Source organism: Kribbella sp. VKM Ac-2566, assembly GCF_004366005.1.
Taxonomy (GTDB): Bacteria; Actinomycetota; Actinomycetes; order Propionibacteriales; family Kribbellaceae; genus Kribbella; species Kribbella pratensis.
Genome location: NZ_SODT01000015.1, coordinates 259,769 through 286,455, shown reverse-complemented (window position 1 = coordinate 286,455; position 26,687 = coordinate 259,769). Strand labels below are relative to the sequence as shown.

Here is a 26,687-nt window from a genome sequence, read left to right as displayed (position 1 = left end):
CCACCCGATGCCAACTTTGAGAAGCCACCAACCGTTCTGAGCCCGCGACGATGATCGGTGGCTTCTCAAAGATGGGTTGTCTCGGGTTCGAGACGGGAAGACGGCGGGGGTAGTGGGAGTTCGGGGGTGGGGCGGATCACACTGTGCGCATGGAGCCGGTTGAGCTGACGGGCGCGGGGCTGTCGCCGTTGGAGGCGGTGGCGCTCGGGCAACGGCGTACGGCGGTGCGGTTGAGCGACGACGCCCGGAAGCGGATGTACGAGTCGGCGCAGGTGGTCGCCGAGGTCGCGGGGCGCCGGCCGGTGTACGGGCGGACCACGGGTGTCGGGGCGAACCGGGACGTGCTGACGTCCGACCCGGAGCACGGCGCGCGGTTGCTCGGATCGCATTCCACCACCGGTACGACGTCGTACCCGAAGGACGTCGTACGGCTCGGGCTCCTGATCCGGGTCAACCAGCTCGCGGCGGGTGGGTCCGGGCTCGACCCGGCGGTGGCCGACGCGATCGTTGGCCTGCTCAACGACGACGACCTGCCCGACCTGCACCGCGGCGGTGCGATCGGCACCGGAGACCTCGGCCCGCTCGCCGAACTCGGGCTCGCGCTCGGCGACGTCATCGACGGCACCAGCGCCCTCCCGCTGCTCTCCAGCAACGCGCTCACGCTCGCGGAGTGCTGCCTCGCGTACGTCGAGGCCGCCACGCTGATCAACGTCGTACCGCTGGTCGGCGCTCTCTCCCACGTCGCGCTCCGCGGCAACGCCGAGGTGTACGACGTCCGCGTCCATGAGGCCCGCCCGCAGCCGGGTCAGATCCGGGTCGCGCGCCGGATGCGTGAACTGCTCGAAGGGCTCCCGCTGAAACCGGCCCGGGTCCAGGATCCCTTCGGATTGCGGGCTTTCGCCCAGGTCCTCGGCCCGGCCGTCGACCATGCCGATGCCCTGGGCAACAGCGTGCGGATCGACATCAACGCGGCGGCGGAGAATCCGCTGGTGGCCGGCGACACCGTGCTGCACAACGGCAACTGGCACGCGATGCCGATCGCCATCGCCCTCGACTCGCTCCGGCTCAGCCTGCACAGTGTCGCCACCCTGTCGACGACCCGGGTGGCGAACCTCGTCGACCCGGAGTACACCGGCCTCAGCGCGTTCCTTGCCAGCGGTGCGGAGGCGAGCTCGGGCGTGATGATGATCGAGTACGTCGCCCACGACGCCCTCGCCGCGGTTCGCTCGGCCGCGCAACCCGCGACTCTCGGTACGGCGACACTGTCCCGCGGCGCCGAGTTGCACGCCAGCTTCGCGCCGCAAGCCGCCGTACTGACCAAGCAACTCCTCGACGCACTCCGCGAGGTCCTCGCCAGCGAACTCGTCACCGCCGTCCGCGCGATCCGTCTGGCCGGCCTGACCCCGGACGATCTCGCCCCGGCACCCGCCGCCCCGTGGCTGACCGACGCCCTCGCAGCCCTGCCGGACGATCTGGCCGACCGATCCCTCCGGGAAGACCTGGAGATCGCCCGCGGCCTCCTCACCCAATGGGGCGACCGCCAGGTCGAACACCCCGCCGAGTCCGGCTAGAGGCGGTTGTACGCCTTCAGGGTGCGGAGGGCGGCGATGGTGACGATGCCGCGGTACTCGAGGGTGGCGGCGGGTCCCGGCGGTTCCCAGGTGATGGCCCAGCCGCCGTCGTCCTGCTGATCCTCCACCAGGCGGTCCAGGTGGGCGTCGAGCTGGGCGTCGGTGAAGAGCGGGCGCCAGAAGCTGTCCGGAGTCGGCGCGAACTGCAGCGGAGTCACGCCGTACGTCGGATCCGCGGCGTCGGCACGGTAATGCGCGAGCTTCGGGAGCCACTCGCGGACGCGGTCGAAGTCGACGTCACCGGTGTGCTCCAGGAACTCGAGCGCCTCGTGCATTCCGTGAGCGTCCTCCGGGAACCCGTTCGCCAGCTGGGCGGCGCACCAAACGGCGGCCCGGTCACGCCACGGGTGCTCGATGTCGAGCTTGTGCAGCCGGCCGACCAGGCCCGCGGTGGGGTTGATGTCGGGTTGGTAGGTCCATTCGGTGATGTGCTCGGCGCGCGGATAGCCCTCCACCGCCGGCCCGCACAACGGCACAGCGCCATCGGCCGTCGCGGTCTGGTCGAGCCAGTCAGCCGCTCGCCGAATCATCTCCTCGTCCCGGGCTCCCGCCGCGAGCATCGTGTCGAACGCGACCTCGACGTCCAGCGGCAGGCTGTCCGGACAACGCTTGTCCGGCTCCAGCCCGTGCCCGAACCCGCCGTCAGCGTTCTGGAACCCGCGGAGCGCGTCGACCACCCCCTGCGGATCAGCCCCCTCGAAAACCGCCGCGAAGAGCCGCCGCTCGAGCACCCGAGCATCCCGCCGTACAAAGTCCCGACCTGCCGTGAAGATGTCCATACCCGTACCCTTACCCATCCCCACCGACAGGTCTTGAACGAATCGGACACCTCGTCACGGCTCGAAGCGGTAGCCCATTCCTGGTTCGGTGAGGAGATGTTTGGGGCGGGCGGGGTCGGGTTCCAGTTTGCGGCGGAGCTGGCCCATGTAGAAGCGGAGGTTGCCGCCGGCGGTCTCGTAGCCGGGGCCCCAGACCTCGGTGAGGAGCTGGCGCTGGGACATCAGCTTGCCGGGGTTGCGGACGAGAACCTCCAGGAGGTGCCACTCGGTCGGTGTGAGGCGGATGTCCTCGCCGTTCTCCAGGGTGACGCGCTTCGCGGCCAGGTCGACGACGGCGCCGCCGACGGTCACGACCGGCTGGTCCTGGGCTACGTTGCTTCGGCGGAGTACGGCGCGCATCCGGGCCAGCAGCTCGTCGATCCCGAACGGCTTCGTCACGTAGTCGTCCGCGCCGGCGTCCAGCGCCTCGACCTTGTCGGTCTGGTCGGTCCGCCCCGACAGCACCAGGATCGGCGCGTCGGTCCAGCCACGCAGTCCGCGGATCACGTCCACGCCGTCGAAGTCCGGCAGCCCGAGGTCGAGGATCACCAGCTCCGGCGGATGCTGCGCGGCGACCTTCAACGCCGACGTACCGGTGCCGGCCAGATGCACTTCGTACCCCCGCGCCTTCAGGTTGATCTGCAACGCCCGCACGATCTGCGGCTCGTCGTCAACCACCAGAACCCTCGTCACGAGGCGCCTTCCTGTTGGGATCGTTCGCGGGTGCCGGGTACGGGGACGTCGGTGGGGCGCACTGTCGCGGCCGGGATCGCGACCACCATGGTCAGTCCACCACCTGGAGTGTCCTCGGGCTGCAACGTGCCGTGCATCGCCTCGGCGAGTCCTCGGGCCAGTGCCAGCCCGAGCCCGACGCCGACGGTGTTGTCCGTGTCGCCGAGTCGCTGGAACGGCGCGAACACCCGGTCCCGTTCCTCGCGCGGGATCCCCGGTCCGCGGTCGATCACGCGGATCTCCACGGTGTCGCCGAGCGCGCTCCCGGTGACCAGCGGTGCCCGTCCGGCCGGCGAGTAGCGGATCGCGTTCGCCAGGATGTTCGCCACCACGCGCTCCAGCAGCGCCGGATCCGCCTCGACCAACGGCAGGGTGTCCGGGACGTCGACCGTCACCCGATCGGCGTCGTCGCCCAGCTCGGCCAGTACGCCGGGGAGGATCTCGTCGAGCGCCATCGGACGCGTGAAGACCGGGAGTACGCCGGCTTGCAGGCGACTGAGGTCGAGCAGGTTGTCCACGAGCCGCGACAACCGGTCGAGCGACTCGTCCGCGGTCTCCAGCAGCTCGGCCCGCTCAGACTCGCTCCACTCCACATCATCGCTGCGCAGCGAAGTCACCGACGCCTTCGCCGACGCCAGCGGCGATCTCAGGTCATGGCCGACAGCGCGAAGCAACGCCGTACGCAGCTTGTCGGCCTCCGCGAGCGGCTTCGCCTCGGCGGCCGCCTCGCTCAACCGAGCCCGATCGACCAGCGCCGCCGCATGCGCCGCGAACGCCCCGACCAGTCGCCGCTCGTCCGCCTCCAGCCGATGCCCCTGCAGCACCAGCACCAGATCGTCGCGGGCCGGGATCTCCGCGTCGGCCTCCTCCGGCCGGGTGCAGGTCAGCGTCCCGGCCGAGGCGACCGGTCGCCAGACCTCGGTCAGCTCGTCGTCGTCCACGCGCTCCATCAGGCAGGCTCCGGTCATCCCGAACGCCTCGCGGACCCGCTCGAGCAGGGCGGGCAGCGCCGTCTCGCCACGCAGTACCGATCCGGCCAACGTCGCTAGCGTCTCCGATTCCGCGGCCGCCCGGGCGGCTTGTCTGGTACGTCGTGCCGCGCGGTCGACGACCGTACTGACCATGGCCGCGACCAGGACGAAGATCAGCAACGCCAGCGCGTTGTTCAGCTCGGCGATCGTGAACGTCCGCTTCGGCGGGGTGAAGAACCAATTCAGCACCAGCGACCCGGCGATCGCGGTCACCATCGCCGGCCACATGCCGCCGACCAGCGCCACCACTACGACAGCGAACAGGAACGCCAGCACGTTGCTGGTCAGATTGAGCGTGTCACCGCCCAACCCCAGGACCAGCGCAAGCACCGGCGGCAGGAGAACCGCCAGCACGAAGCCCTGAACCTTCCGTTTCCGGGACAGACTGCCCCGGAGCCTGGGCAATCTGCCGCGACCCATCAGCGAATGCGTGACGAGGTGTACGTCGATGTCGCCGGAGTCGCGGATCGTCGTCGACCCGATGCCCGGGCCGGTGAGCAACGTCGACAGCCGGCTCCGGCGCGAGCCGCCGAGGACGAGCTGCGTGGCGTTCTCCGCCCGCGCGAAGGTCAGTAGCGCGGTGGGGATGTCGTCGCCGACCACCTGGTGGTAGGTGCCGCCAAGCTGCTCGACCAGGTTCCGCTGCTCGGCGAGCTTGCTCGGGTTCGCGCCGGTCAGCCCGTCGGACCGCGCGACATGGACCGCGAGCAGATCGCCGCCGGACGACCGCGCCGCGATCCGCGCGGCACGCCGGATCAGCGTCTCGCCCTCGGGACCGCCGGTCAGCGCGACCACCACGCGCTCCCGGGCCTCCCAGGTGGAGTCGATGTCGTGCTCTGCCCGGTACTGCTGCAGACCAGCGTCTACCCGGTCGGCGAGCCAGAGCAGTGCGAGCTCCCGCAGTGCGGACAGGTTCCCGACCCGGAAATAGTTGCCCAGAGCAGCGTCGATCTTGTCGGCGGCATACACGTTCCCGTGCGCCATCCGGCGGCGGAGCGCCTCCGGTGTCATGTCGACGAGCTCGATCTGGTCCGCAGCCCGCACCACCCGGTCCGGGACCGTCTCCTGCTGCGGTACGCCGGTGATCTTCTCGACCACGTCGTTGATCGACTCGAGGTGCTGGATGTTCAGCGTCGAGATCACGTCGATCCCGGCGTTCAGCAGCTCGTCGATGTCCTGCCAGCGCTTCTCGTGCCGGCTGCCCGGCACATTGGTGTGCGCCATCTCGTCGATCAGCACGACGTCCGGCCGCCGGGCCAGGACCGCGTCGAGGTCCATCTCGGTGAAGCTGGCGCCGCGGTAGTCGACGATCCGCCGTGGCACCGTCTCCAGGCCGTCGAGCATCTCGCCGGTGTACTTGCGGCCGTGGGTCTCCACGAAACCGACCGCGACGTCGGTTCCCCGGTCGCGCCGGCGGCGGCCCTCGCCCAGCATCTTGTAGGTCTTCCCAACGCCGGGCGCGGCCCCCAGATAGATCCGCAGATGCCCGCGGCCGCTCTTGCTCATACCCTCATGCTCTCAGCTCAGCCCAGCGCAGCCATTGCGGCGTTGAGCTTGACCACGTTCACCCTGGGCTCGCCGAGGAAGCCCAGGACCCGACCCTCCGTGCTGTCCTTCACCAGCTTTTGGACCAGCTCGACCCGCAGGCCCCGCTCACGGGCGACCCGGTTGACCTGCAGAGCGGCGTACGCCGGGCTGATGTTCGGATCGAGACCGCTGCCGCTGGCCGTGACCGCGTCGGGCGGGACTTGGGACGGGGCGACGCCTTCCAGCGCCGCGACCGCCTTGCGCCGCTCGTCGATCGCGGCGAGCAGGTCGGCGTTGTTCGGCCCGAGGTTCGAGCCCCCGCTGGCCTTCGCGTCGTAGTCGCTCGCGGACGGGCGGGTCTGGAACCACTTCGGGTCGGCGACCATGATCGCCTTGCCGTCGGAGTCCAACCTGCCGCTGTCCATCGTGTACGCCTGGCCGATCAGATCGGACGCGACCTCCTTGCCGTTCACCTTGATGATCGACCCGTTCGCGTTGCCGTGGAACAGCGCCTGGGCGACTCCGGTCATCACCAGCGGGTAGACGATCCCGAGGACCGCCGTGAAGACGAGCAGCGCCCTGAGCGCCACTCCGAGCTGCCGGACCGAGCCGGGCAGATTGCTTGCCATCAACAACTACCTTTCAGCGCAATCCTGGGATCAGTGAGATCACCAGGTCCAGGAGCTTGATTCCGACGAACGGGGTGATGAGACCACCGACGCCGTACACCAGCAGGTTCCGGCGCAGCATTGCCGAGGCCGACGACGGCTTGTAGCGGACGCCCCGCAGCGCGAGCGGCACGAGCGCGACGATGACAAGGGCGTTGAACACGATGGCGGACACGATCGCCGACTCCGGCGAGTGCAGCCCCATGATGTTCAGCTTGTCCAGACCCGGGTACGCCGCCGCGAACAACGCCGGCAGAATCGCGAAGTACTTCGCCACGTCGTTCGCGATCGAGAACGTGGTCAGCGATCCGCGGGTGATGAGCAACTGCTTGCCGATCTCGACGATCTCGATCAGCTTGGTCGGGTTGGAGTCGAGGTCGACCATGTTGCCGGCCTCTTTCGCGGCCGACGTACCACTGTTCATCGCCACGCCGACATCGGCCTGCGCCAGGGCCGGAGCGTCGTTGGTACCGTCACCTGTCATCGCGACCAGGCGGCCGCCCTCCTGCTCCTGCTTGATCAGCGCCATCTTGTCCTCGGGCGTCGCCTCGGCCAGGAAGTCGTCGACCCCGGCCTCCTCCGCGATCGCCTTCGCGGTCAGCGCGTTGTCGCCGGTGATCATCACGGTCCGGATGCCCATCGCGCGCATCTGGTCGAACCGCTCCCGCATCCCCGCCTTGACCACGTCCTTGAGATGGATCACGCCGAGCGCCCGCGCCGTACCATCGATGCTCTCGGCAACAACCAGGGGTGTGCCGCCGGAAGCCGAGATCCCGTCGACGATCTCGCCGAGCCGCGCGTCCGTCGTACCGCCGTGCTCACGGATCCACGCGTTCACCGCACCCGCGGCGCCCTTGCGGACCTGCCGGTTGTCGACGTCCACGCCACTCATCCGGGTCTGCGCCGTGAACTCCACGAACGTTGCGTGCGGCAACTCCCCGGTGTGCCGCTCACGCAGCCCGTAGCCGGTCTTCGCCAGTACGACGATCGACCGGCCCTCCGGCGTCTCGTCGGCGAGGCTGGACAGCTGCGCCGCATCGGCCAGCTCGGTGTCGCTGACGCCTTGGACCGGGATGAACTCGGACGCCTGCCGGTTGCCCAGCGTGATCGTTCCGGTCTTGTCCAGGAGCAAGGTGTTCACGTCGCCGGCCGCCTCGACGGCGCGGCCGGACATCGCCAGCACATTGCGCTGCACCAGGCGGTCCATTCCCGCGATGCCGATCGCGGACAGCAGCGCGCCGATCGTGGTCGGGATCAGGCAGACCAGCAGGGCCACCAGGATCACCAGACTCAGGTTCGTGTGCGCGTAGGCGGCGAACGTCGGCAGGGTGGCCGTCGCGATCAGGAACACGATCGTCAGGCTCGCCAGCAGGATGTTCAGGGCGATCTCGTTCGGGGTCTTCTGCCGCGAGGCGCCCTCGACCAGCGCGATCATCCGGTCGATGAAGCTCTCACCGGGCTTCGTGGTGATCTTCACGACGATCCGGTCGGACAGCACCTTCGTACCGCCGGTGACCGCACTGCGGTCGCCACCGGACTCGCGGATGACCGGAGCCGACTCCCCGGTGATCGCTGACTCGTCGACACTCGCGACGCCCTCGACGACGTCACCGTCGCCGGGGATGATCTGGCCGGCCTCTACGACGACAAGGTCGCCGAGCCTCAACTGGGTGGCCGGAACCTCTTCCTCGTCGCCGCTTGCGGTCAGCCGGCGCGCGGTGGTCTCGGTCTTGGCACGGCGCAGCGTCTCGGCCTGGGCCTTGCCCCGGCCTTCGGCGACGGCCTCCGCGAGATTCGCGAAGATCACCGTCAGCCAGAGCCAGACCACGATCCACCAGACGAACACGCTGGAGTCGGTGAAGGCCAGGATCGTCGATCCGGCAGCGCCCACCTCGACCACGAACATGACCGGGTTCTTCCACATCACCCGCGGATCGAGCTTCCGAAGCGCGTCCGGCAGCGACGTGAGCAACATCTTCGGCTTGAACGTGGTCACAGTCCCTCCGCGAGGGGTCCGAGAGTCAGTGCGGGGAAGTAGGTCAGGCCGGTCACGATCAGGACGACACCGACGAGCATCGTGACGAACAGGGCCTTGTGGGTGGGCAGCGTGCCCTGGGTCACCGGGACCGGGTGCTGCCGCGCGAGCGAGCCGGCCAGGGCAAGCGCGAACACGATCGGCACGAACCGGCCGAGGAGCATCACCAGCCCGAGAGCGGTGTTGTAGAACGGGGTGTTCGCGCTGATACCGGCGAACGCGCTCCCGTTGTTGTTGCCGGCCGACGTGAAGGCGTACAGCACCTCCGAGAAGCCGTGCGGGCTGTCGGTGTTGAGGATCGAGGCGCGCGCCGTCGCCAGGCCCATCGCGATCGAGGTCCCGACGAGGACCAGGGTCGGCGTGGTCAGGATGTAGAGCGACACCAGCTTCATCTCGCGCGCGGTGATCTTCTTCTTCAGGTATTCCGGCGTACGGCCGACCATCAGGCCCGCGACGAAGACCGCGAGCACGGCCAGGATCAACATGCCGTACAACCCGGTCCCGGTACCGCCGGGCGTCACTTCGCCGAGCATCATGTGGAACAGCGCCGTACCGCCGCCGAGTGGGGTGAACGAGTCGTGCATCGAGTTGACCGCACCGGTCGACGTACCCGTCGTGGAAACCGCGAAAAGGGCCGACGCCCACTCGCCGAACCGTGTCTCCTTGCCCTCCATCGCGGCCCCGGCGGCTTGGGTCGCGGAACCCGCGCCCTGGACCTCGAAGAGCGTCGCGAGGACGACGAAGGCCGACCAGATGGTCGCCATCACGCCGAGGATCGCGTACCCCTGCCGCCTGTCCTTCACCATCAGGCCGAAGGTCCGGGTCAGGCAGACCGGGATGACCAGCAGCAGGAAGATCTCGAACAGGTTCGACAACGGGTTCGGATTCTCGAACGGGTGGGCGGAGTTGGCGTTGTAGTAGCCACCGCCGTTGGTGCCCAGTTCCTTGATGACCTCCTGGCTGGCGACGGTGCCGCCCGGGAGAGTCTGCGTCTGGCCGACCACCGAGGTGATCTCGTGACCGCCGGAGAAGTTCTGTACGACGCCCATCGCAACCAGCGCCACGGTCCCGAGCACAGCGATCGGCAGCAGTACTCGCAGTACGGTCCGGGTCAGGTCGACCCAGAAGTTGCCGAGCCGGTTCGTCGTCGACCGGGAGAAGCCGCGGATCAGGGCGATCGCGACCACGATGCCGACGGCCGCCGACAGGAAGTTCTGCACCGCGAGACCGGCGAACTGGACCAAATGGCCCATGACCGCCTCGGGCACGTAACTCTGCCAGTTCGTGTTCGACACGAACGACGCGGCGGTGTTGAAGGCCAGCCCCGACTCCACGTTCGGTAGCCCGAGCGAGAGCGGCAGCCAGTGCTGCAACCGCTGGAGCAGGTACAGCAGGACGACGCTGAGCGCGGAGAACGCGATCAGCGAACGGGCATAGACTGCCCAGGTCTGATCGGCCTTCGAGTCGACGCCGAGGAGTTTGTACGTCGCGCGCTCGATCCGCAGGTCGTTGTCGGACGTGTAGACCCGAGCCAGGTACCCGCCGAACGGGCGGTACACGGCCGCCAGGCACGCGAGGAGAAGGCCGACCTGCAACAAGCCGGCCGCAGTGTCGGACATCAGAACCTCTCGGGAAAGACCAGGGCGGCGATCAGATAGAGGACCAGAGCAGCGGCCACGACCAGGCCGGCGATGTTCTCCGCGTTCATGCCTTCACTGCACACCGCTTGCTGCCCCGTCAGGAGGGTTCTCGCAGGGCTCTCACACCCGCCGACGCAGCTCTCACAGGCTTCTCACATACTTACGCCTGGCATTCCCACCGACAGATGAGGGAAGTACACGTACGTGACTGAACTGGACACCACCGCCCCCGCCGAGCAGTTCTTCTCCGCGGAGACCCGGACCGCCCTCGCCGAAGCGAGCCGCAAGCTCGCCGAACGGCTCCAGGCGCACACCGACGCCCTGCTCGCGATGACGGGCGACGAGGATCACACCACGCTGTTCGAGCACAACGCGGCGCTCGAAGGCGTGGTCGAGGACTGGAACGACGCGGTCTTCGAGCACACCGGTACGTCGCCGTTGCTGCTGGACGACGCAGTCGACGACGAGGAGGACGAAGAGGCCGAGCAGGACCAGGTGATCAGCGTGGTGTCGCGGTTCGACCTGCGCGTGTTCGACCTCGACGCGCTGCTCGAGGCCGGACGCGCCGCGCAGGAGCGGCACCCGGCCGAACTGGACGAGTCCGGCGACCGCGAGCCGGTCGACTCCGCCGAGCAGGCGATCTACGAGATCAGCCGTGAGGTCGGCGAGGCGTGGTTCGAGCTGCCCGGTATCGAGATGGTGGCCGGCGCCCGCGCGTACGTCGTACCCGAGCCGCCCTTCGAGCCGCTCGACGCGGACGCCGAGGATGTCGTCACCGAACTCATCGCCCCGAACGGCGTCGCCACCCACGCCGAGACCTGGGCCTAGACGAGCAACTCCCCGTCCAGCACCGTGACCGCCTGGCCCTTCAGGTAGACGCGGTCGCCGGCCGGCACGACCTGGACGACACCGCCTCGGGCGGACGCCTGGTAACCCACCAGCTCGTCCCGCCCGAGGCGCTCGGCCCAGTACGGCGCGAGGCTCGTGTGTGCGCTCCCCGTCACCGGATCCTCCGGGATCCCGCTCGCCGGCGCGAAGAACCGCGAGACGAAGTCGTACGTCGTACCCTGCGCCGTCACGATCACGCCGCGAAGATTCTCCCGCTGCGTGATCGCGGCGATCGCGTCGTAGTCCGGCGCTACCGCGCGCACCGTCGCCTCGTCGCGGACGACGACCAGCAGGTCACGGAGTTCGCCGGTGACATAGACCTCCGCCGGCTCCACCGCCAGCGCGTCGCCGAGCCCGTCCGGAACCGGAACCTCGATCGGCCGGTTGAGCGGAAAGTCCAGAGTGATCCCGTCGTCCGCAACGTCGGCCACCAGCACCCCGCTCAGCGTCGCGAACGACGCCTTCCCGGACACCTTTCCGTCCGCCGCGAGTACATGGGCAGTCGCCAGTGTCGCGTGCCCGCAGAGCACCACTTCCTTCGTCGGTGTGAACCACCGCAGGTCCCACTCGGCCTCGGCGCCCGCCGACGGCCGGACGAACGCGGTCTCCGCGTGCTTCATCTCGGCTGCCACGGCTCGCATCCAGCCCTCGTCCGGCCAGTCACCGGCTTCGAGCACACAGACGCCCGCCGGATTCCCGGTGAAGGCTCGGTCAGCGAACGCATCAACCACGCGGATCCTCATGCCTCGACGCTAACCACTGCGCCGGTCCGCGTTCCATAACCACTTTCCGTCCGAGTGGCCATTGAACCGCTCCGCGGAACGGGCCGTATCGAGGGTGTCCCGCATCCCGACCGACAGGAAAGTGACATGTCGTTCCGCTCGAAGGGCCGTCCACTCGCAGTTGCGACCGCACTCGTCGGCAGCCTTGCCCTGGTCGCTCCGGCGACCGCCGACGCACACGGTTCGTCGCAAGCCCTCGCCGTACAGCAGGTCAATCTGGTTTCCGACGAGCCCGGGAAGGCCGTGCTCCAGGATCCGGATCTGGTGAATCCGTGGGGGCTGTCGCTGGGCGCGACGACCCCGCTGTGGGTCTCGAACCAAGGTACGTCGACGTCCACGCTGTACTCGTCCGCGCCGGGTTCGGCCACCGTGACGAAGGTTCCGACCGTCCGCGTCACGGTGCCGCTGCCGACCGGGCAGGTGTCCAACGCGAGCACCTCGTTCGTGGTCAGCAACGCGACCGCGAGCGCCCCGGCCCGGTTCATCTTCGCGACCCTGACCGGGCAGATCGCGGCCTGGAACCCGACGATCAACCCGCTGCTCGGGCCGGCCGACATCAAGGCGACCACGCCAGGCGCCGTCTACACCGGGCTGGCGATCGCCGCGACGCCGGACCGGTTGTTCGCGGCCGACTTCGCCCGCGGGCGGATCGACGTGTTCGACGGGGCGTTCCAGCCGGTGCAGCTACCGTGGTGGTCGTTCCGGGACTTCTCACTGCCTCGCGGCTACGCGCCGTACAACGTGCAGACGCTGGGCGGGCGGATCTTCGTCACCTACGCCAAGCCGGACCCCAAGACCGGCCGCGCGACTCGCGGACAAGGCCTCGGCTTCGTCGACGAGTTCACGACCGACGGCAAGCTGGTCACCCGGGTCGCGTCGCGCAGCACGCTGAACGCCCCGTGGGCTCTCGCTCTCGCCCCTGCCGCCTGGGGGGCGCCGGCCGGCACGCTCCTGGTCGGCAACTTCGGCGACGGGCGGATCAACATTCTCGAACCCAGGTCCCACAACCGCTTCAAGCTCACCGGCCAGGTCCGCGCCACCACCGGCGAACCTCTCGCCGTCGAAGGCCTCTGGGCCCTCATCCCGGGCACACCCACCACAGGCGGCACCGATGTCCTCTGGTTCTCCGCCGGCCCCGCCAACGAAACCCACGGCCTCCTCGGCCAACTCCGCAAACCGTAACTTCTCACCGGAGTTGGGGAGGGTTTCGTGCCGTTCCGGGTACAAAACCCTCCCCAACCCGGGCCGTCTCGGGGTCAGTCGATGGGGCGGAGCTCGTCGGCGTACGAGACGGAGACCCGGCGGAGTACGCCGTCCTTGACCGAGTACTGGCCCATGCGCCACAGGGGCGGGCTGTAGGCGTGGACGGTGACGCTGCCCTTGTCGAGGCCGGTGAGGCGGTGGATGTGGTCGGGGCCGAAGCCGTAGACGTCACCCGCCTCCACCTCGGTCTCGATCGACTCGGTACCGATCGCGAGATTGTGCTCGACAAGCTTGCCGCGGGCAACGGCCACCGCGCCGGACGAGACGTCGTGATCGTGCCAGCCGGTGTCGTTCACGGGCGTCCAGCAGATCAGCCAGACGTCGACGTTCGCGTCCCGGTGGAGTGAAGCGAAGACCCGCTCCTCGTCGCTGTACGCGACCTGGTCCTCCCACAGGTGCGGCTGCGCCGCGATCGACGCGGCCAGCTCGGACAGCTCCGCGGGTGTCAGGTCGCGGCCCGGAAGGTCGTCCAGCGACAGACAGTTGTTGAGCTCCACGAGCCGGCTGGCCTGGCGCGCCGGGACGTTGGGTACGTCGATTGGCTGAGCAGTCATTGCACTCCCCTCTCAGGAGTAGCTGTACCGGTGCCGAACAGCAGCCGGTGTGGATTGTCGTGGCGGATCACCGCGGTCGCGGCGTCGCCCTGGCGGAGTTCGATGCTGTCGGCGTACGGCCGGTCGGTGCCGTGGACGACCTGGTCGATGCCGAGTACCCGCGCGACTGCGTCGATCCCTTGCGGGCCGTAGCTCGACGTGTCGACGTACAGGTTCGGGTCGATGGTGCCGAGCCGGCCGCCGCGCGCGGTCAGCCGCTCGTGGTGCACGGGCGCAAGACCGGCGGCAGCAACGAAGCACAGGCGAAGATCAGGGTACGAGCGTCGCCCGCCGAAGGCATGCCACGCCCACCAGGCCGCCTGCAACTGTGTCGTGTAGTCGACGACCGGCGCCCACCACCCCGGCGCATCGGTCGGTCGCGCCGTACCGGGGTGCACCAGGATCGGCCTGCCCGCCCACTCGGCGACCCGCAGCAACTCCGCCTGCGCCTCCCAGCCGGCGGGTTCAGCAAGCACATGAGCCGGCAGTTGCAGACCTAGGAATCCCTTGTTCAGAAGGGATTCCAGCCCGGCAACATCAGGATCGAGCAGATCAACGGAAGCCCACGCGCGGAACGGCTTCGGGAACTCCGCCGCCCCGTCGTGCCAGGCGGCGAGCAGCTCCGCGTCCCCGAGTTCCTCGACGCCGAGCGGACTCGACAGCGACACCGCGGCCAGCGTCGTACCGGAGTCCTCCTCCAGCGCGACCCGCTTGCCGAGCTCGTGCGCCGCCGGATCCACGTCGTACGGCGCTTCGCACGTGGTGTGCAGCGTCCAGCCGTCGAGGTACGGCGGCTCGCGGCGGGCCCGGAGCCGGTCGACGAACGCTTCCGGCCAGAGATGCTGATGGACGTCGATCATCGGCCCCTCCCCTCGCCTGTTTGATCAAATTGAAGCGCTTCAGGATGATTAGAGTGAAGCGCTTCAAAGGGCGGTCTGTCAAGTTTCTGTCCACGGCGACGGCTAGGGTCATGGACATGTCCGGAACCAGCCGGAGGCCGACCCTCAAGGACATCGCCGCCGAGACCGGGCTCTCGATGGCCGCCGTGTCGTACGCGCTGCGCGGTCTGCACGGCACGCCCGAGACCCGGCAGCGGGTCCAGGACGCCGCCGACCGCCTCGGCTACCAGGCCGATCCGGTCGCTCGCGCGCTCGCCTCCGGCCGCAGCGGCTCCATCGGCGTGCTCTGTGCCTCGCTCGAGGATCTCTGGCAGCAACGCGTCGCGGCCGCGCTCGGCCGCGAACTCCTGGCCCCGGACCGGAACGCCTGGATCATCGACTCGGCCGGCGACGCCGACCGCCAACTCGAGCTCGCCCAGCACCTGGTCGACCACCGCGCCGACGCGATCGTGGTGATCCCGATCGACCCGGCCGCGAAGGGCTGGGCCAAGATCGCCCAGCAGGCGCCGGTGATCGCGATCGGCGACGCGCTGCCCGGCGCGAAGGCGAAGTCCGAGGTGATCCTCGACAACGAGTCCGGCGTGAGTACGGCGCTGCGTCGCCTGTCGGACGCCGGCCACCGCGACATCGCCGTACTGAGTCCGACCCGCCGCCTCGAAGTCGAGCGCTCCGCCGAGGAGATCGCGCAGCGGGTGGCCACCGATCTCGGCCTGAAGATCCGCCTGCTGCAATGCCCGCACGACCTGGCCGGCGCGACCGCCGTCGCCCGGACGCTGCTCTCCGGCACCGCGCGCCCGACCGGCATCCTCGCGCTGGCCGACTCGATGGCCTTCGGGGTGTACGCCGCCGGCCGAGAGCTCGGCCTGCGCATCCCGGACGACCTGTCGCTGCTCGGGTACGACGACCAGCCGATGTCCCAGCTGCTCACGCCGCCGCTCTCGACCTTCCACTGGCCGCTCGACGACCTGGTCAGCCACGTCGTCTCCCGCGTCACGTCCGCCGTCGACACCAACCGCCGGGTCCGCCGGACCACGCTCACCCCGACCCTGATCGAACGCGGCTCGGTCGCCGCCCCGCCCAGCAAGTAGGCGAAGCGGCGGCTGATACGCGACAGGTTCCACGCGCTCGAAACTAGACTAATCCACTGTACTTACTGCCCCTTGTCCATGATCCGGACGTCGGCGTGCGCCTCGGTCCTCGCGGCCGCCCAGCCTGCTGTGGTGCACTGGAGGCAATTGGTGGATCGCCGGGGGGGTGATCATGACAGACGGCCTTGTCGGGAGGGACCGAGAGCTCGCCACCCTGTCGGCCTGCCTCGACGCCGCTGGGACGGGCCGGCCACAGCTCGTCATCTGTCGCGGCGAGCCCGGCGTCGGCAAGACCCGACTGGCCCGGGAGTTGGTGGCGCGCGCCCGCGAGGAAGGGTTCCTGACCGGTTTCGGTGCAGCACTCGAGGCCTCCGGGGCTCCGCCGTACTGGTGCTGGTGGCAGGCACTGCGCGAAATCGACGAGGTCGTCGGTCTGGAGGAGCTGGCGCGGGAACGCGGCCTGCAGGCCCAGCTGTCGGGTCTGCGCGACACCGGCCGTCCCCAGCTGGGGACGACTCCTGAAGACCGGTTCCGGCTCTTCGACGGCATCGCGCGGCTGATACGGGAGGTGGCCCGGCGGTCGTCTCTGTTGCTGGTGCTCGATGACATGCACTGGGCCGACGAGGCCAGCCTTCGACTGCTCCAGCACGTGGTGAAAGCGCTGCAGGACGAGCGGCTGCTGCTGCTGGTCAATTCGCGCCGACAGGCAGGAGGCCAGGAGATCGACGTCCTTGGCACCCTGCTGAGCGAGCCGGCGGCCACAGACCTGGCACTCGGCGGACTGGACTGTACGGCGGTGCGCCGGCGCCTCGTCGGGATCACCAGACGGGCCGTCGACGATGCCCTGGTCGAGCGGGTCCGTGCCTCGACCGGCGGCAACCCGTTCTTTGTGGGGGAGGTAGGCCGCGCGCTTGCTGCCGGACCGGATCCGGGTCGGGTACCGGTGACCACCGCGTTGCGGGCGGCGATCGCCGAGCGCCTGCGCAGCCTGGCACCCGCCGCAGCGGAGGTGGTCCGGGCAGCGGCCGTCCTGGGTGCGGAGGTGTCGGTTCCGGAACTCGCCAGACTGGCCGACGCCGACCCGACAGAGGTTGTGCGGCTGCTCGGTGAGGCACAGGACGCCGCGCTGCTCCAGCCTGCGGACGACGCCGGGCGGTGGCGATTCGACCACGCGATCGTGCGGGACGCCGTGCTCGACGCGCTACCGATGCGGACGCGCGGCGCGCTCCACCGGGCGGCGGCCGAAGCACTGGAAGCACGCGTGGGCGCGAGCCCTGGTGCCCACGTGGGCGACATCGCCCACCATCGCGCCGAGGCGGCGGTCGTCGGGGACGACCGCCTGGTCGCCGCAGTTTGGCTCGAACGCGCCGCCGTGCGGGCGATGGGCCAGCTGGCGTTCGAGGACGCGGCGCTGCTGCTGCGTCGTGCACTCGCCCTGGCGGAGGCCGAGCTGGCGCCCGTCGACCGGGTTCGTCTGCTACTGCTGGTCGGGCGCGCCGACCACCTTGCGGGGAACCTCGCCGGGCGGCTCCAGGCCTGCCTGGACGCCGCGGACGTCGCCCGCGAGCTCGGGCGGGCAGACCTCCTGGCCGAGGCGGCGCTCGTCATGGAGGTGACTGCGAGCGCGCCGGGCTTCGAAGTCGTAACCCGGAGGCTGTGCAAGGAGGCCCTGGCCGCGCTCGGCTCGGAGCCCACGTCGATGCGGGCGCGGCTCCTCGCCCGGGTGGTGGACACCCACATGTTCGGCAGCGACCTCGAGAGGGTCGCCCCCGAGAGCGACGAAGCGCTCGCCATCGCGACGGCCTGCGACGACGCGGCGGCGCTGGGTGCGGCGATGGCGGCCCGCCGGATCGTCTGCGCCGGCCCCGGCGGACTGGCGGAGCGGGAGATCCTGGCCGCGCGGATGCTCGAGCTGGCTGCGCGGGACGGCGACCCGCCCACCGAGCTGGCGGCTCGCCTGTGGCAGATCGATGCGTCGAGCGAGCGCGGCGACCTCCAGCGGGTGGCAGACGAGGTCGACGCCCTGGCCCGGTGCGCCTCATCGCTCGGCTGGCTCACCGCCCGCTTCGAGGTAGCGAGGTGCCGTGCGGTCCTGGCGCAGGCGCAGGGCCGGTACGCCGACGCGGTGCGGCTCGAGGACACGGCCTACGAACTCATGAAGGCGCGGGGCCTGGCGTCGACCCTCGTACTCAGGTCGGGACTGCTGCCCGTGGTCGGCCGCCACGTCGGACCGGAGCGGCGGTCGATGGACGCCAGCGCGATGATGTCGGGCGACCCGGAGGTCCTGCGTCGCTTCGGGCTGATTGCCCACGTGGCCGCCGCGCACGCCCACGCGACGGCGGGCGAGCTCGGAGAGGCAGAACGGCTCTATCGCGCGTCGGGTTCGGTCGAGTCCTGGCGTCCGCCGCCGCACGTGGTGCTGCTCGTCGACGCTTTCGGTATCGCGGTGTCGGACGTTCTCGGCGACGCCGGAGACCTGTCCTACTTGCGCGATCGTCTCGCCGCCCATCGCGGCCACCATGTCGTGAGTGGCATTGCCCAGATCTGCTACTTCGGACCGGTCGAGCTGTGGCTCGGCGTGGCCGCGCACCGGCTCGGACTCTTGGACGAGGCCGTAGCCGACCTCGAGCAGGCCGATGCCCACTGTGCGCGCGCCGGCGCCGCAGGCTTCCGGGTGGAGGCCCAGATCCGCCTCGCCGCCGTGCTGGCCGACCGGCGCGGTCACGGCGACCTGACCCGGGCGGGTGTCCTACTCGGTGTGGCGGCTCCGACAGCGCGCCGGCTCGGTATGACGCCGTACGTCGCGACTGCCGCGGCGGTCCAGGCCGAGGTGGACCGGCTCGCCGGCGTCGTCGCACTGTCGCCGCGAGAGACCGAGGTGGCACGGCTGGTGGCGGAAGGGCTGACCAACCGCGAAATCGCGGCGCGCCTGGTGCTTTCGGAGCGCACCGTCGAGCAGCACGTGCGGAGCGTGCTGGCCAAGCTGGGGCTGACCAACCGTGCGCAGGTGGCCGCCTGGGCCGCGCATCGGGTTGCGTACCACGCCTGAGTGGATCCACGGATCCCGCGGACGGGAAGGTGCCCCTACGGTGCGGTCATGACCACCGACACCGCTTCCGCTGCCACGCCCGTCCACGAGACCGTACGGTCCCTGATCAACGCCGCCATACCGGCGCGTTGCCTGCACCTGGTCGCCGAGCTCGGGGTGGCCGACCAGGTCGAAGGCGAGATCGACGTCGCCGCGCTGGCCGAGCGTTGCGCGGTGGATCCCGACTCTCTCGACCGTGTGCTCAGGCTGCTGGTCAGCTACGGCGTCTTCACGCGCCGCGGGTCGACGTACAGCCATAACGACGCCTCCGCGCTGCTCCGCTCCGACCACCCCAGGTCGATGCGCGCCTTCGCGCAGATGATGGGCCTGCCGGTCTTCGACCAGACCTTCGCCCGGCTCACTCACACGCTCGCGACCGGCGCGCCGGCGATCGAGAGCGTCTCCCCGGGCGGCCTGTGGACCTATCTGCGGTCCAATCCGGAAGCGGCCGAGACCTTCAACCGGGCCATGGAGGCGAAGGCGCAGGCCGATATCGGCGCCGTGGTGTCCGCCTACGACTTCCAGCCGTTCGCCACGGTCGCGGACATCGGAGGCGGACGCGGTCACCTGCTACGGGCCGTCCTCGAGGCGGCTCCGGGTGCGCGGGGCATTCTGTTCGAGCTGCCCGGAGTGGTGGACTCGTTGCCGGAGCCCGGCCCGGGCCTCGGCTACCACCGCGGCGACTTCTTCGTGGACCCCTTGCCGCGTGCCGACTGCTACGTACTGATGGAAATCATCCACGACTGGGACGACGCCGAGGCGACCGCGATCCTGCGCGCGATCCGCAGCGCGGCCTCGCCCGGCGCGACCGTGCTGATCGTCGAGGGCATCCGCGACGACGACGTCGACGACCCCCGCGCGGCCACCCTCGACGTGATCATGCTGGCGCTCACCGGCGGCCGGGAGCGTACGCCGGCGCAACTCGGCGCACTCCTCGGCGACGCCGGGTTCCGCACCACCACCGTCATCGACACCCCGAGCGCCATGCGGGTGCTCGAGGCCGTGGCGATCTGACGACACCTACCGACTCGAGGAGGAGTCATGGCCACCGAATCTGCGACCGGTGTCCGCCTGGTGCCACCGCCCCCACGCTGGGTGCTGCGGACGATGAACCACGTGATGCGGCCGCTGCTCGCCTCACCGCTCGGCAGGCGAATGGACGGCGTCATGTTGCTGGAGTTCCAGGGCCGGCGCTCGGGCCGTACCATCCGGGTCCCCGTCAACCTGAACCGCGTGGACGGAGTCTTCATGGCCTTCACCGAGGCGCCGTGGCGGCACAATTTCATGCCTCGCACGCCCGTAACCGTGACCTACCGAGGCCGGGCGCACCACACCCACGGCACGCTGGTGCGCCTCACCCCGGACGAGATGGGTGCGGCCGTCCGCAAGTCGCTGGACAGCGGTGGCTCGGCGCAGCGGATGGGGATCCGCAGTCCGAAGGGGCACGAGCCGACCGCCGCAGAGCTCGCCGCACTAGCTCCGGCCCTGGGCAGGTGCGCAATCCGCCTCGAGCTGGAGCCCGCGGCCCTCGAGGAATGACCGGCAAAGGCTCCTGACGACATGGCCGTGACAAGCGGCCTCGCCTAATGCCCGAGATCGCGGCGGCCGGCGCTCAGCCGCGTACCCACCCGCATGCCCGCGCCAGCCAACCGACACACGAGCAGATATCCCCGCGCGTTCTGGGTTCTCCCCTCCTACACCAGCAGAGAACCCATCACAGCAGGAGATATCCCCTCGCGTGAGCTACCCCGTGGCGGTGGGTGCACGGTGCGGGTCGGTGGGCGGTGCTGGTGGGTTCGTAGGGCGGGTGGGTCGGTGGATACGTAGGGCGGGTGGGTCGGTGGATGCGCAGGGCGGGTGGGTCGGTGGATGCGCAGTGCGGTGGGTTGGCGGGGTTGGTAGCGAGCGGGGTGGAGGGGGAATGCCGGAAGGCCGGTCGAGCTGGTGCTCGGCCGGCCTTCTCGGGGGAGGTACTGCGTTGTTGCGGGGGTGCTGGGTTACTTGGTGCCGAAGACCTGGAGTTCGGTCATGTCGGTGAAGCTGCAGCCGCTGGTGGTGCTGCCGGGGCAGGTGGTGGAGAAGTCCGGGACCTGCGGGCTGAGCATCCAGAAGCGGACGTACTGGACGCCGGTCGCGTTGCCGCTCGGGGTGAGCAGGTTGTACTTGCCCTGGTTGGCGGTGGTGAAGGTACCCTCCTGAGCGGTCGCCCAGGTGGTGCCGTCGGCCGAGGTCTCGATCTTGTACTGGCCGGTCGACGCCGTGCCCGAGTCACCGCAGGTGGCCGACGGGTCGACGTTGAAGGAGCTGATGTTGACCTTCTCCGGCAGCTTGATGTCGACGTGCTTCGGGACCATCGTGCCCGTCGGCGTGCCGTTGTTGTCGCCGGTGGTGCTGCCCCAGCCGGTGCCCTGCGCGTTGTCGATCGCACCGCCCGGGCCGCAACCGAAGTCGCTGTAGTCCGGACCGTTGAAGCCGACGACAGACCCGCCGCCGGAGGAGGCGGCCCAGTTGCGGCGCGGTACGAAGTTCGCCTGAGCGCCGGCGCTGACCTTGACGGGCTGGACGAGCAGCTCGTAGCCCGGAGCGGAGACGACGACCTTCGGGTAGGTACCCGGCGCAACGCCGGTGATCGTGTACTTGCCGGTCGCGTCGGTCGAGCCCGCGTAGTCACCGGCGTAGCCGGACGAGTGACCGCCGACGTACACGAGCGCGCCGGCCACCGGGGCACCGGTGTCCTTGTCCTTCACGGTGCCGGTCAGCGAGGTGGTCGCACCTGTCGGCGGCTTGTGGAAGTCCTCCGCCGGGTAGGCGTCGCCGCCGTCGACGACACCGGCGTACCAGCCCATGCCGCGGTTGGCGAACACGGTCCAGATGATGTCCGCGTTCTTGCCGCCGCTGGCGACCAGATCGGCCTGGACGATCGCGTTGCGCATGTCGAGCATCGTCGGGTCGGCCGGCGACAGCTCCATCGCGCGGGTGATGATGCTCATCGCGTAGGCGCGACCGAACCGCTCACGCAGGTCCCACAGGGTCTGGGCCCAGACCTCGCCGGACGAGTGCACCTCCGGCCCGCGGGATCCGATGGTCGGGAAGTCGCCGTACGTGTAGCCGCCCTTGGCACCGTTCGCCTTGACGCAGTTCGGGCTCACGGCCTTCACGCGGCAGTCGATCGCCTGGGTGCGGAACAGCTCGCCGTGCGCGACGTACTTGCCCTCGAGGACCTCACCCGCAGCGGTGGTGTCCTTCTCCAGGCCGTGCGAGACCAGGTAGTCCATCGCGTAGAAGTCGCTCCACGCCTCGCCCATCGAGCCGCCCTGGATGCTGTTCAGGGTCGAGTTGCCGGTGGCGTCGACGACCAGGCGGTTCGACAGACCGTGTGTGTACTCGTGGTAGAGGATGCTGGCGTCGTTGGCGCCGCTGGCCGGGACCCACGGCTCCTGCGCGTCGGACTTGCCCGGCGAGTGCCACAGGTACATCTGCATGGTCGGCGAGGTGCCGTCCGGCGGCGTCGACATGTTCGCGTTGTCGTCGTGGTTGGCGTCGGGTCCGCCGTCCGCACCGGTGGCGGCGCCGTCGAGGGCGTTCAGGTGCACCGGGTCGCCGCCCGCGGCGTCGAACGAGCCGGCCGCCGGGGTGAAGCTGATCGGCGCCTTCGCCAGCCAGTCGTGGAAGTTGCTGGCCAGGTAGAACGCGTTGGTGACGTCCTGGTTCAGGTTCGTCTTCCAGGAGTCCGGCTTCGCCGGGTCCCAGGTGCAGATGAACGAGGCCGAGCAGAACGAGGACGCGTTCTGGAAGGTGGTCAGCTTGTACTCGGCGCCGGTCTTGGTGCCGGGCACCTTGACCGTCTCGCCGGCGTTCGGCTGGTTGTCGTCGTTGACGTCCGCGAAGGCGGCGACCGACGTACCTTCAAGGAGGGTCTTGGCGTTCTTCGGCAGCCATTTGTTGTAGATCAGGTTCTCGACCCGCTGCGTGCCGCCCTTCGCGGCGCCCGGGTAGTTGTCCTGCACGAGGGCGTCGCCGTTGCCCTCGCTGACCAGGTCCTTGCGGTACAGCGTGGCACCGGTCTGGGCGTCGACGACGTGGCTGTAGATCTTGGTGCCACCGGAGTTGGTGTAGGTCAACCAGCCCTTGCGGAGCCCGTCGGCGGTGTGGAACCACACCTGCTTGGCGGTGTCGCCGTTGCTCCACTTGGTGTTCACGCCGGACGTGGTCGCGGTCGCGGACTTCGTCGTACCACCGGCGTCCTGGATCGCGGCGCTGCGGGCGCCCGCGGCGGTGACCTTCGGCGACGCGGCGGCGGACCGGCTCTGCGCGGCGGTGGCGAGGCCGGAGACCGGCGAGCCCATGACCGAGATCAGCTGGCCGTGCTTGGTGACGTTGGCCTTCAGGCCGTTGCCGAACACCTCGACGCCGTCGACGACCTGCGACCAGAAGATGTGGTGGGTACCGAGATCGTCGACGTAGTCCTTGCGCAGCTTCAGCGTGCCGAGGTCGGCGTCGGACAGCTTGAAGATCTCCGGGTGCGCCTTCACATAGCCGAGGGCAACGTCCGTGGCCTTCTTCGCGCTCTTACCGGTGAGGAAGCCGTTGAGCTTGGTGACCTGGGCCGGCGTGCCGGTGTTCGGGTCGACCTCGACGACACCCTGGGTGCCGAGCGAGTCGCGGAACTTCTTCGCGGCGGCCGTCTCCTTGCCCTCGACCTTCGCGGCGCGGGCATAGGTGGTGCGGGCGTTCGGCGTACGGGCGTCGTAGTTGCCCTTGCGGTCCTTGGCTGCACTCTGTTCGGTCTGCGCGGGTTTCTTGCCCTCGGCACCGGAGTTCTGAGCAGCGTCCGCGCCACCGCCGGCCGTCATGGCCAGCACGGTGGCAGCCGCGGAGACGGCTGAGACTGCTAAGAGCCCCCGCCCTCTGCGTGATGTTGTCACAGCGAATCTCCATCAAGTTTCGTGTTCGCGGGTCGCCCTCCACGACCCGTCCCCGGGGGCCGACCTTAAGCCTGCCGAAGGGTCCGGGGAAGAGAAATCACCGGAATGTCGCGGAGTCGAGGGTTGTCCTTCGTGCTCGGAACAGTACCGTTAGTGACCGGAAGGTTGCACGTAGCGACAGACCGGTCACTAACGGTGTCTCAAAGGGGTCAGAACGCCGCGGCGCCGTTCGGCGTACCGAGGCCGGTCGGACCGTCCCAACCAGTGCGGGCGTTGCACCACTGGGTTGTCGGGCAGGTGCCGTTGCTGCCACTCGTCACGTCGAACAGCGAGCCCGGGTGGGCGTACGGCAACGCGTTGGCGTACCCGGCGGTGTTGCCCGACAGCGCGTAGACCGCCGCGATGATCGGCGCGGCCTCACTCGTACCGCCGAACTGCGCCCAGGTCGACGCTGTCTTGCTCGTCGGGTAGTAGATCGCCATGCCGCCCTTGGACGGGTCGGCCGCCGCGGACACGTCGGCCATCGCACGCTTCGAGCAACCGGTGTCGAACGACGACGCGGCGCTCAGAGCCGTGTTGTACGTCGAGCAGCCCGAGCCGGCGCCGTCCCAGACGCTCTCGCTCCAACCGCGAGTGTTGCTAGCAGCAACCAACGACGTACCGCCGACAGCAGTCGTGTACGACGAGGACGCCGGGTAACTACCGCCCTGGTAACCGTTGTCACCGGTGGAGGCGGTGACCGCGATACCCGGGTGGTTGTAGTAACTGCCGTACGTCGCGTCGGACGCGTCGCCACCGCCGTAACTGTTGGAGATGGCAACGACTCCCGGCTGCTTGGACGCCGTCACGACCGCGGCGCCGAGGTCGGCGAAGCTCGCCGAGTTCGCCTGGACGACGACGATCTTCGCGTCCGGCGCGGCCGCCGACACCGCGTCGACGTCGAGCGCCTGCTCACCGGCCCAGCCGACGTTGAACCGCGGAAGTGTCGTCCCGCCGCTCTGGTTGATGATTTTCAGGCAGCCGTTGGCCGTCGTACATGCCGACAGGCCGAACTGTGAGCGATAGACGCCGAGGTCGCGCTCCAGGTTCGGGTAACCGTAGGCGTCGACGATCGCGACCGTCCGGCCGCCGGCGCTGAGACCGTTCAGCTTGTACGCGTCGCGCAGGCCGGTCGGGGTGAGACCGGTCGCCGGTGGTGCGGTGGACGCGGGCGCGACACCCTTGTCGTTCACCAGCTTGACCGCCATGCAGGCCGCGGTGTGCGCGGCCGTAGCTGCCGAGCAGACCTTGGCGGCATGCTTCCCGGCCGTGTAGGGGGTGGGCGCCGCGACGGCTCCCGATGCGCTCGACACCGCTGTGGTCAGTCCGACGACGGCAAGTGCGCCGGCACTCAGGGCGGAGACGAGAATCCGTTGCCTCAACTGGACTCCTCGAGGTTGGGGCAGGCCTCCGCGGATGGTCCCGTCGGGCCGGTGGGCGGAGGCCGGCTTGATTTGGGGGTGATCGCATCGTGCGTCCGCCGGAGCACCGGAAGCCAGCGATCGGACCGCTGACAAATGTCATGGGTGACCCCGTGACAACCGCCCCGGCTGGACCGGAATTCTCGCGTGATCGCGGCGTCACGAGGGGGCGCGGGCCGATGAAGGTTTCCCCCTGAGTTTCCGGAGCGCCGACTCTTGACACGGTTTCAGCTCTCGGGACTATGCTGCCGGAATCTCTGAGAAATCGATTTCCCTCGCTGGAGGTTTCGTCATGGACCAAGCCCTGCTCAGCAGACGACGTTTCCTCCAGGCCAGTGGCGGTACGGCGCTCGCCGCATCGCTGGCCGCCTGCGGAGGCGGGGGTAGTGGGGGCGGTGCATCCACCAAGGAGCTGTCGTTCGTCTACATGGGCACGGCCGAGCAGCAGGCGACCTGGAACAAGCTGTTCGCGAAGTTCACCGAGCAGCACCCGGAGATCAAGCTCAAGGCCGAGGGCATCCCACTGTCGAACTGGGGCGACTTCTTCAACAAGCTCTCCACCCGGATCGCCGGCGGCCAGGTGCCGGATGTCATCCAGATCGCCACCGAGGGCCAGCGGCTGTTCGCGTCCAAAGGCCTGCTCGCGCCGCTCGACGACTACATCAAGAAGGACCAGTCGACGATCGACGAGTACTACGGCGACATGGACCCGAACCTGATCGAGTGGGACAAGAAGTATGCGTCCACCGACGGCAAGACGTACTACCTGCCGGGCGAGTTCAACACGATGTGCATGTGGTACTCGAAGGACCTGTTCGCGAAGGCCGGCGTACCCGAGCCGACCGCGAAATGGACGTGGGACGACTTCCGGCACGCGTGCGAGCAGATCAAGACCAAGACCGGCGCCTTCGGGTACGCCGCCGACTCGGCGTACTTCGCGGCGATCATGCCGTGGCTGCTCACCAACGGGACCAGCAGTTTCTCCGAGGACTGGTCGACGCCGACGTACGACGACCCTCGCGTGATCGAGGCCGCTGAATTCAACCGAAAGCTGGTTGCGGACAAGTTGTCGCCGCCGCCCGGCGGCACGTTCGACGCGTTCACCGCGGCCGCGCAGGGCAAGCTCGCGATGTTCGGCGGTGGCCGCTGGCCGATCATCAGCATCCGGAACCTGAAGGCGACGGCGAAGATGGGCATCGTGCCCTGGCCTGTGAAGGTGCAGCAGGGCTCGCCGGTCGGCTGGAACGGGTACCCGATCCTGAAGGCGTCGAAGAAGAAGGACGACGCCTGGACGTTCATCAAGTTCCTGATCTCGAAGGAAGGCTCGTCGACGTTCGCCCAGCTCGGCGGCACCATCGTCCCGGCGCGGAAGTCGATCGCGAACAGCCAGTCGTTCCTCACCGACGCGCCGAAGGGTACGGAGTACCTCTACCAGGCGCTCAGCTACGCGACCCCGATCCCGTCGCCGGACAAGGGCGCCGCCGTACAGAAGGCGATCGAGGACGGCTGGAAGCAGGTGCTGACCGGCAACGCCGCACCGGCCGACGCACTCGGCAAGGCCCAGACCACGCTGGAGGAATTGGTCTGAAACCCCAACGTCGTGACTGGCTGCCGGGCTA

Annotated in this window: 20 protein-coding genes; 8 read left to right on the top strand and 12 right to left on the bottom strand. The window is 69.3% G+C overall.

The window, feature by feature from the left end; genetic code table 11:
- Nucleotides 1-149 precede the first annotated feature (149 nt).
- Nucleotides 150-1,571: an aromatic amino acid lyase gene (locus EV647_RS38435; protein WP_134012020.1), complete on the top strand. Its 1,422-nt coding sequence runs from the start codon at nt 150-152 to the stop codon at nt 1,569-1,571.
- Here EV647_RS38435 and EV647_RS38430 read toward each other — a convergent pair.
- From EV647_RS38430 to kdpF, 7 genes are read right to left on the bottom strand one after another with little or no spacing between them, the layout of a single operon-like run.
- Nucleotides 1,568-2,410: a hypothetical protein gene (locus tag EV647_RS38430; protein ID WP_134012018.1), complete on the bottom strand. Its 843-nt coding sequence runs from the start codon at nt 2,408-2,410 to the stop codon at nt 1,568-1,570. The genes EV647_RS38435 and EV647_RS38430 overlap by 4 nt on opposite strands.
- A 54-nt stretch (nt 2,411-2,464) precedes the next feature.
- Entirely contained in the window at nt 2,465-3,142 is a 678-nt protein-coding gene (locus EV647_RS38425; protein ID WP_134012015.1) for a response regulator, read from the bottom strand.
- Nucleotides 3,139-5,718 (bottom strand): DUF4118 domain-containing protein, encoded by a 2,580-nt coding sequence (locus EV647_RS38420; RefSeq protein WP_134012012.1) that lies wholly within the window; start codon nt 5,716-5,718, stop codon nt 3,139-3,141. Before EV647_RS38420 ends, EV647_RS38425 begins: the two co-directional genes overlap by 4 nt.
- A 17-nt stretch (nt 5,719-5,735) precedes the next feature.
- Nucleotides 5,736-6,368, bottom strand: a complete 633-nt coding sequence (kdpC, locus tag EV647_RS38415) for a potassium-transporting ATPase subunit KdpC (RefSeq protein WP_134012010.1) — start codon at nt 6,366-6,368, stop codon at nt 5,736-5,738.
- Between the two features lie 13 nt (nt 6,369-6,381).
- Complete coding sequence (kdpB, locus tag EV647_RS38410; protein WP_134012526.1) at nt 6,382-8,382, bottom strand: potassium-transporting ATPase subunit KdpB; 2,001 nt, start codon at nt 8,380-8,382, stop codon at nt 6,382-6,384.
- Between the two features lie 17 nt (nt 8,383-8,399).
- Entirely contained in the window at nt 8,400-10,061 is a 1,662-nt protein-coding gene (kdpA, locus tag EV647_RS38405) for a potassium-transporting ATPase subunit KdpA (protein WP_134012008.1), read from the bottom strand.
- A complete protein-coding gene (gene kdpF / locus EV647_RS38400) occupies nt 10,061-10,150 on the bottom strand; it encodes a K(+)-transporting ATPase subunit F (RefSeq protein WP_130388079.1) in 90 nt (29 codons plus the stop codon). The genes kdpA and kdpF overlap by 1 nt, the downstream gene beginning before the upstream one ends.
- 136 nt (nt 10,151-10,286) lie before the next feature.
- Here kdpF and EV647_RS38395 point away from each other — a divergent pair, with 136 nt between their 5' ends.
- The gene (locus EV647_RS38395) at nt 10,287-10,910 is read left to right on the top strand and encodes a hypothetical protein (RefSeq protein WP_134012006.1); all 624 of its coding nucleotides are present in this window, start codon (nt 10,287-10,289) and stop codon (nt 10,908-10,910) included.
- On the opposite strand, the gene EV647_RS38390 is transcribed toward EV647_RS38395, so the two are convergent.
- Entirely contained in the window at nt 10,907-11,713 is an 807-nt protein-coding gene (locus tag EV647_RS38390; protein WP_134012004.1) for a PhzF family phenazine biosynthesis protein, read from the bottom strand. The genes EV647_RS38395 and EV647_RS38390 overlap by 4 nt on opposite strands.
- 126 nt (nt 11,714-11,839) lie before the next feature.
- On the opposite strand from EV647_RS38390, the gene EV647_RS38385 reads away from it, so the two are divergent.
- Nucleotides 11,840-12,934 (top strand): TIGR03118 family protein, encoded by a 1,095-nt coding sequence (locus EV647_RS38385; RefSeq protein WP_134012002.1) that lies wholly within the window; start codon nt 11,840-11,842, stop codon nt 12,932-12,934.
- Nucleotides 12,935-13,008: 74 nt separating this feature from the next.
- Here the strand turns inward: EV647_RS38385 and EV647_RS38380 are convergent, their stop codons facing one another.
- Together EV647_RS38380 and EV647_RS38375 are read right to left on the bottom strand one after the other, a co-directional pair.
- Nucleotides 13,009-13,569, bottom strand: a complete 561-nt coding sequence (locus EV647_RS38380; protein ID WP_134012000.1) for a cysteine dioxygenase family protein — start codon at nt 13,567-13,569, stop codon at nt 13,009-13,011.
- A complete protein-coding gene (locus EV647_RS38375) occupies nt 13,566-14,468 on the bottom strand; it encodes an amidohydrolase family protein (protein ID WP_134011998.1) in 903 nt (300 codons plus the stop codon). Before EV647_RS38375 ends, EV647_RS38380 begins: the two co-directional genes overlap by 4 nt.
- Before the next feature lie 116 nt (nt 14,469-14,584).
- Here EV647_RS38375 and EV647_RS38370 point away from each other — a divergent pair, with 116 nt between their 5' ends.
- The 4 genes from EV647_RS38370 (at nt 14,585) to EV647_RS38355 (ending at nt 20,222) form a co-directional block, all read left to right on the top strand.
- Entirely contained in the window at nt 14,585-15,595 is a 1,011-nt protein-coding gene (locus tag EV647_RS38370) for a LacI family DNA-binding transcriptional regulator (RefSeq protein ID WP_134011996.1), read from the top strand.
- 172 nt (nt 15,596-15,767) lie between these two features.
- The gene (locus tag EV647_RS38365) at nt 15,768-18,644 is read left to right on the top strand and encodes an AAA family ATPase (RefSeq protein ID WP_134011994.1); all 2,877 of its coding nucleotides are present in this window, start codon (nt 15,768-15,770) and stop codon (nt 18,642-18,644) included.
- Nucleotides 18,645-18,692: 48 nt separating this feature from the next.
- Nucleotides 18,693-19,697, top strand: coding sequence for a methyltransferase (locus EV647_RS38360; protein ID WP_134011992.1), 1,005 nt, complete (start codon nt 18,693-18,695; stop codon nt 19,695-19,697).
- A gap of 27 nt (nt 19,698-19,724) precedes the next feature.
- A complete protein-coding gene (locus tag EV647_RS38355; RefSeq protein ID WP_134011990.1) occupies nt 19,725-20,222 on the top strand; it encodes a grhN in 498 nt (165 codons plus the stop codon).
- Nucleotides 20,223-20,680: 458 nt separating this feature from the next.
- Here the strand turns inward: EV647_RS38355 and EV647_RS38350 are convergent, their stop codons facing one another.
- On the bottom strand, nt 20,681-23,536 hold the full coding sequence (locus EV647_RS38350) for a M36 family metallopeptidase (RefSeq protein ID WP_238177604.1): 2,856 nt from the start codon (nt 23,534-23,536) through the stop codon (nt 20,681-20,683).
- Between the two features lie 281 nt (nt 23,537-23,817).
- Nucleotides 23,818-25,029, bottom strand: coding sequence for a hypothetical protein (locus tag EV647_RS38345; RefSeq protein ID WP_202876461.1), 1,212 nt, complete (start codon nt 25,027-25,029; stop codon nt 23,818-23,820).
- A 331-nt stretch (nt 25,030-25,360) separates the two neighbouring features.
- Between EV647_RS38345 and EV647_RS38340 the strand changes: the two genes are divergently transcribed.
- Entirely contained in the window at nt 25,361-26,656 is a 1,296-nt protein-coding gene (locus EV647_RS38340; RefSeq protein ID WP_134011983.1) for an extracellular solute-binding protein, read from the top strand.
- Nucleotides 26,657-26,687: the final 31 nt, after the last annotated feature.

What these genes read in the sequence shown, in the direction of transcription:
- EV647_RS38340 (WP_134011983.1), top strand. Translation starts at nt 25,361, where the DNA reads ATGGACCAAGCCCTGCTCAGCAGACGACGTTTCCTCCAGGCCAGTGGC.
- EV647_RS38360 (WP_134011992.1), top strand. Translation starts at nt 18,693, where the DNA reads ATGACCACCGACACCGCTTCCGCTGCCACGCCCGTCCACGAGACCGTA.
- EV647_RS38370 (WP_134011996.1), top strand. Translation starts at nt 14,585, where the DNA reads ATGTCCGGAACCAGCCGGAGGCCGACCCTCAAGGACATCGCCGCCGAG.
- EV647_RS38420 (WP_134012012.1), bottom strand. Translation starts at nt 5,718, where the DNA reads ATGAGCAAGAGCGGCCGCGGGCATCTGCGGATCTATCTGGGGGCCGCG.
- EV647_RS38355 (WP_134011990.1), top strand. Translation starts at nt 19,725, where the DNA reads ATGGCCACCGAATCTGCGACCGGTGTCCGCCTGGTGCCACCGCCCCCA.
- kdpC (WP_134012010.1), bottom strand. Translation starts at nt 6,368, where the DNA reads ATGGCAAGCAATCTGCCCGGCTCGGTCCGGCAGCTCGGAGTGGCGCTC.
- EV647_RS38385 (WP_134012002.1), top strand. Translation starts at nt 11,840, where the DNA reads ATGTCGTTCCGCTCGAAGGGCCGTCCACTCGCAGTTGCGACCGCACTC.
- kdpB (WP_134012526.1), bottom strand. Translation starts at nt 8,382, where the DNA reads ATGTTGCTCACGTCGCTGCCGGACGCGCTTCGGAAGCTCGATCCGCGG.
- EV647_RS38375 (WP_134011998.1), bottom strand. Translation starts at nt 14,468, where the DNA reads ATGATCGACGTCCATCAGCATCTCTGGCCGGAAGCGTTCGTCGACCGG.
- EV647_RS38430 (WP_134012018.1), bottom strand. Translation starts at nt 2,410, where the DNA reads ATGGACATCTTCACGGCAGGTCGGGACTTTGTACGGCGGGATGCTCGG.
- EV647_RS38390 (WP_134012004.1), bottom strand. Translation starts at nt 11,713, where the DNA reads ATGAGGATCCGCGTGGTTGATGCGTTCGCTGACCGAGCCTTCACCGGG.
- kdpF (WP_130388079.1), bottom strand. Translation starts at nt 10,150, where the DNA reads ATGAACGCGGAGAACATCGCCGGCCTGGTCGTGGCCGCTGCTCTGGTC.
- EV647_RS38365 (WP_134011994.1), top strand. Translation starts at nt 15,768, where the DNA reads ATGACAGACGGCCTTGTCGGGAGGGACCGAGAGCTCGCCACCCTGTCG.
- EV647_RS38435 (WP_134012020.1), top strand. Translation starts at nt 150, where the DNA reads ATGGAGCCGGTTGAGCTGACGGGCGCGGGGCTGTCGCCGTTGGAGGCG.
- EV647_RS38380 (WP_134012000.1), bottom strand. Translation starts at nt 13,569, where the DNA reads ATGACTGCTCAGCCAATCGACGTACCCAACGTCCCGGCGCGCCAGGCC.
- kdpA (WP_134012008.1), bottom strand. Translation starts at nt 10,061, where the DNA reads ATGTCCGACACTGCGGCCGGCTTGTTGCAGGTCGGCCTTCTCCTCGCG.
- EV647_RS38350 (WP_238177604.1), bottom strand. Translation starts at nt 23,536, where the DNA reads ATGACGGCCGGCGGTGGCGCGGACGCTGCTCAGAACTCCGGTGCCGAG.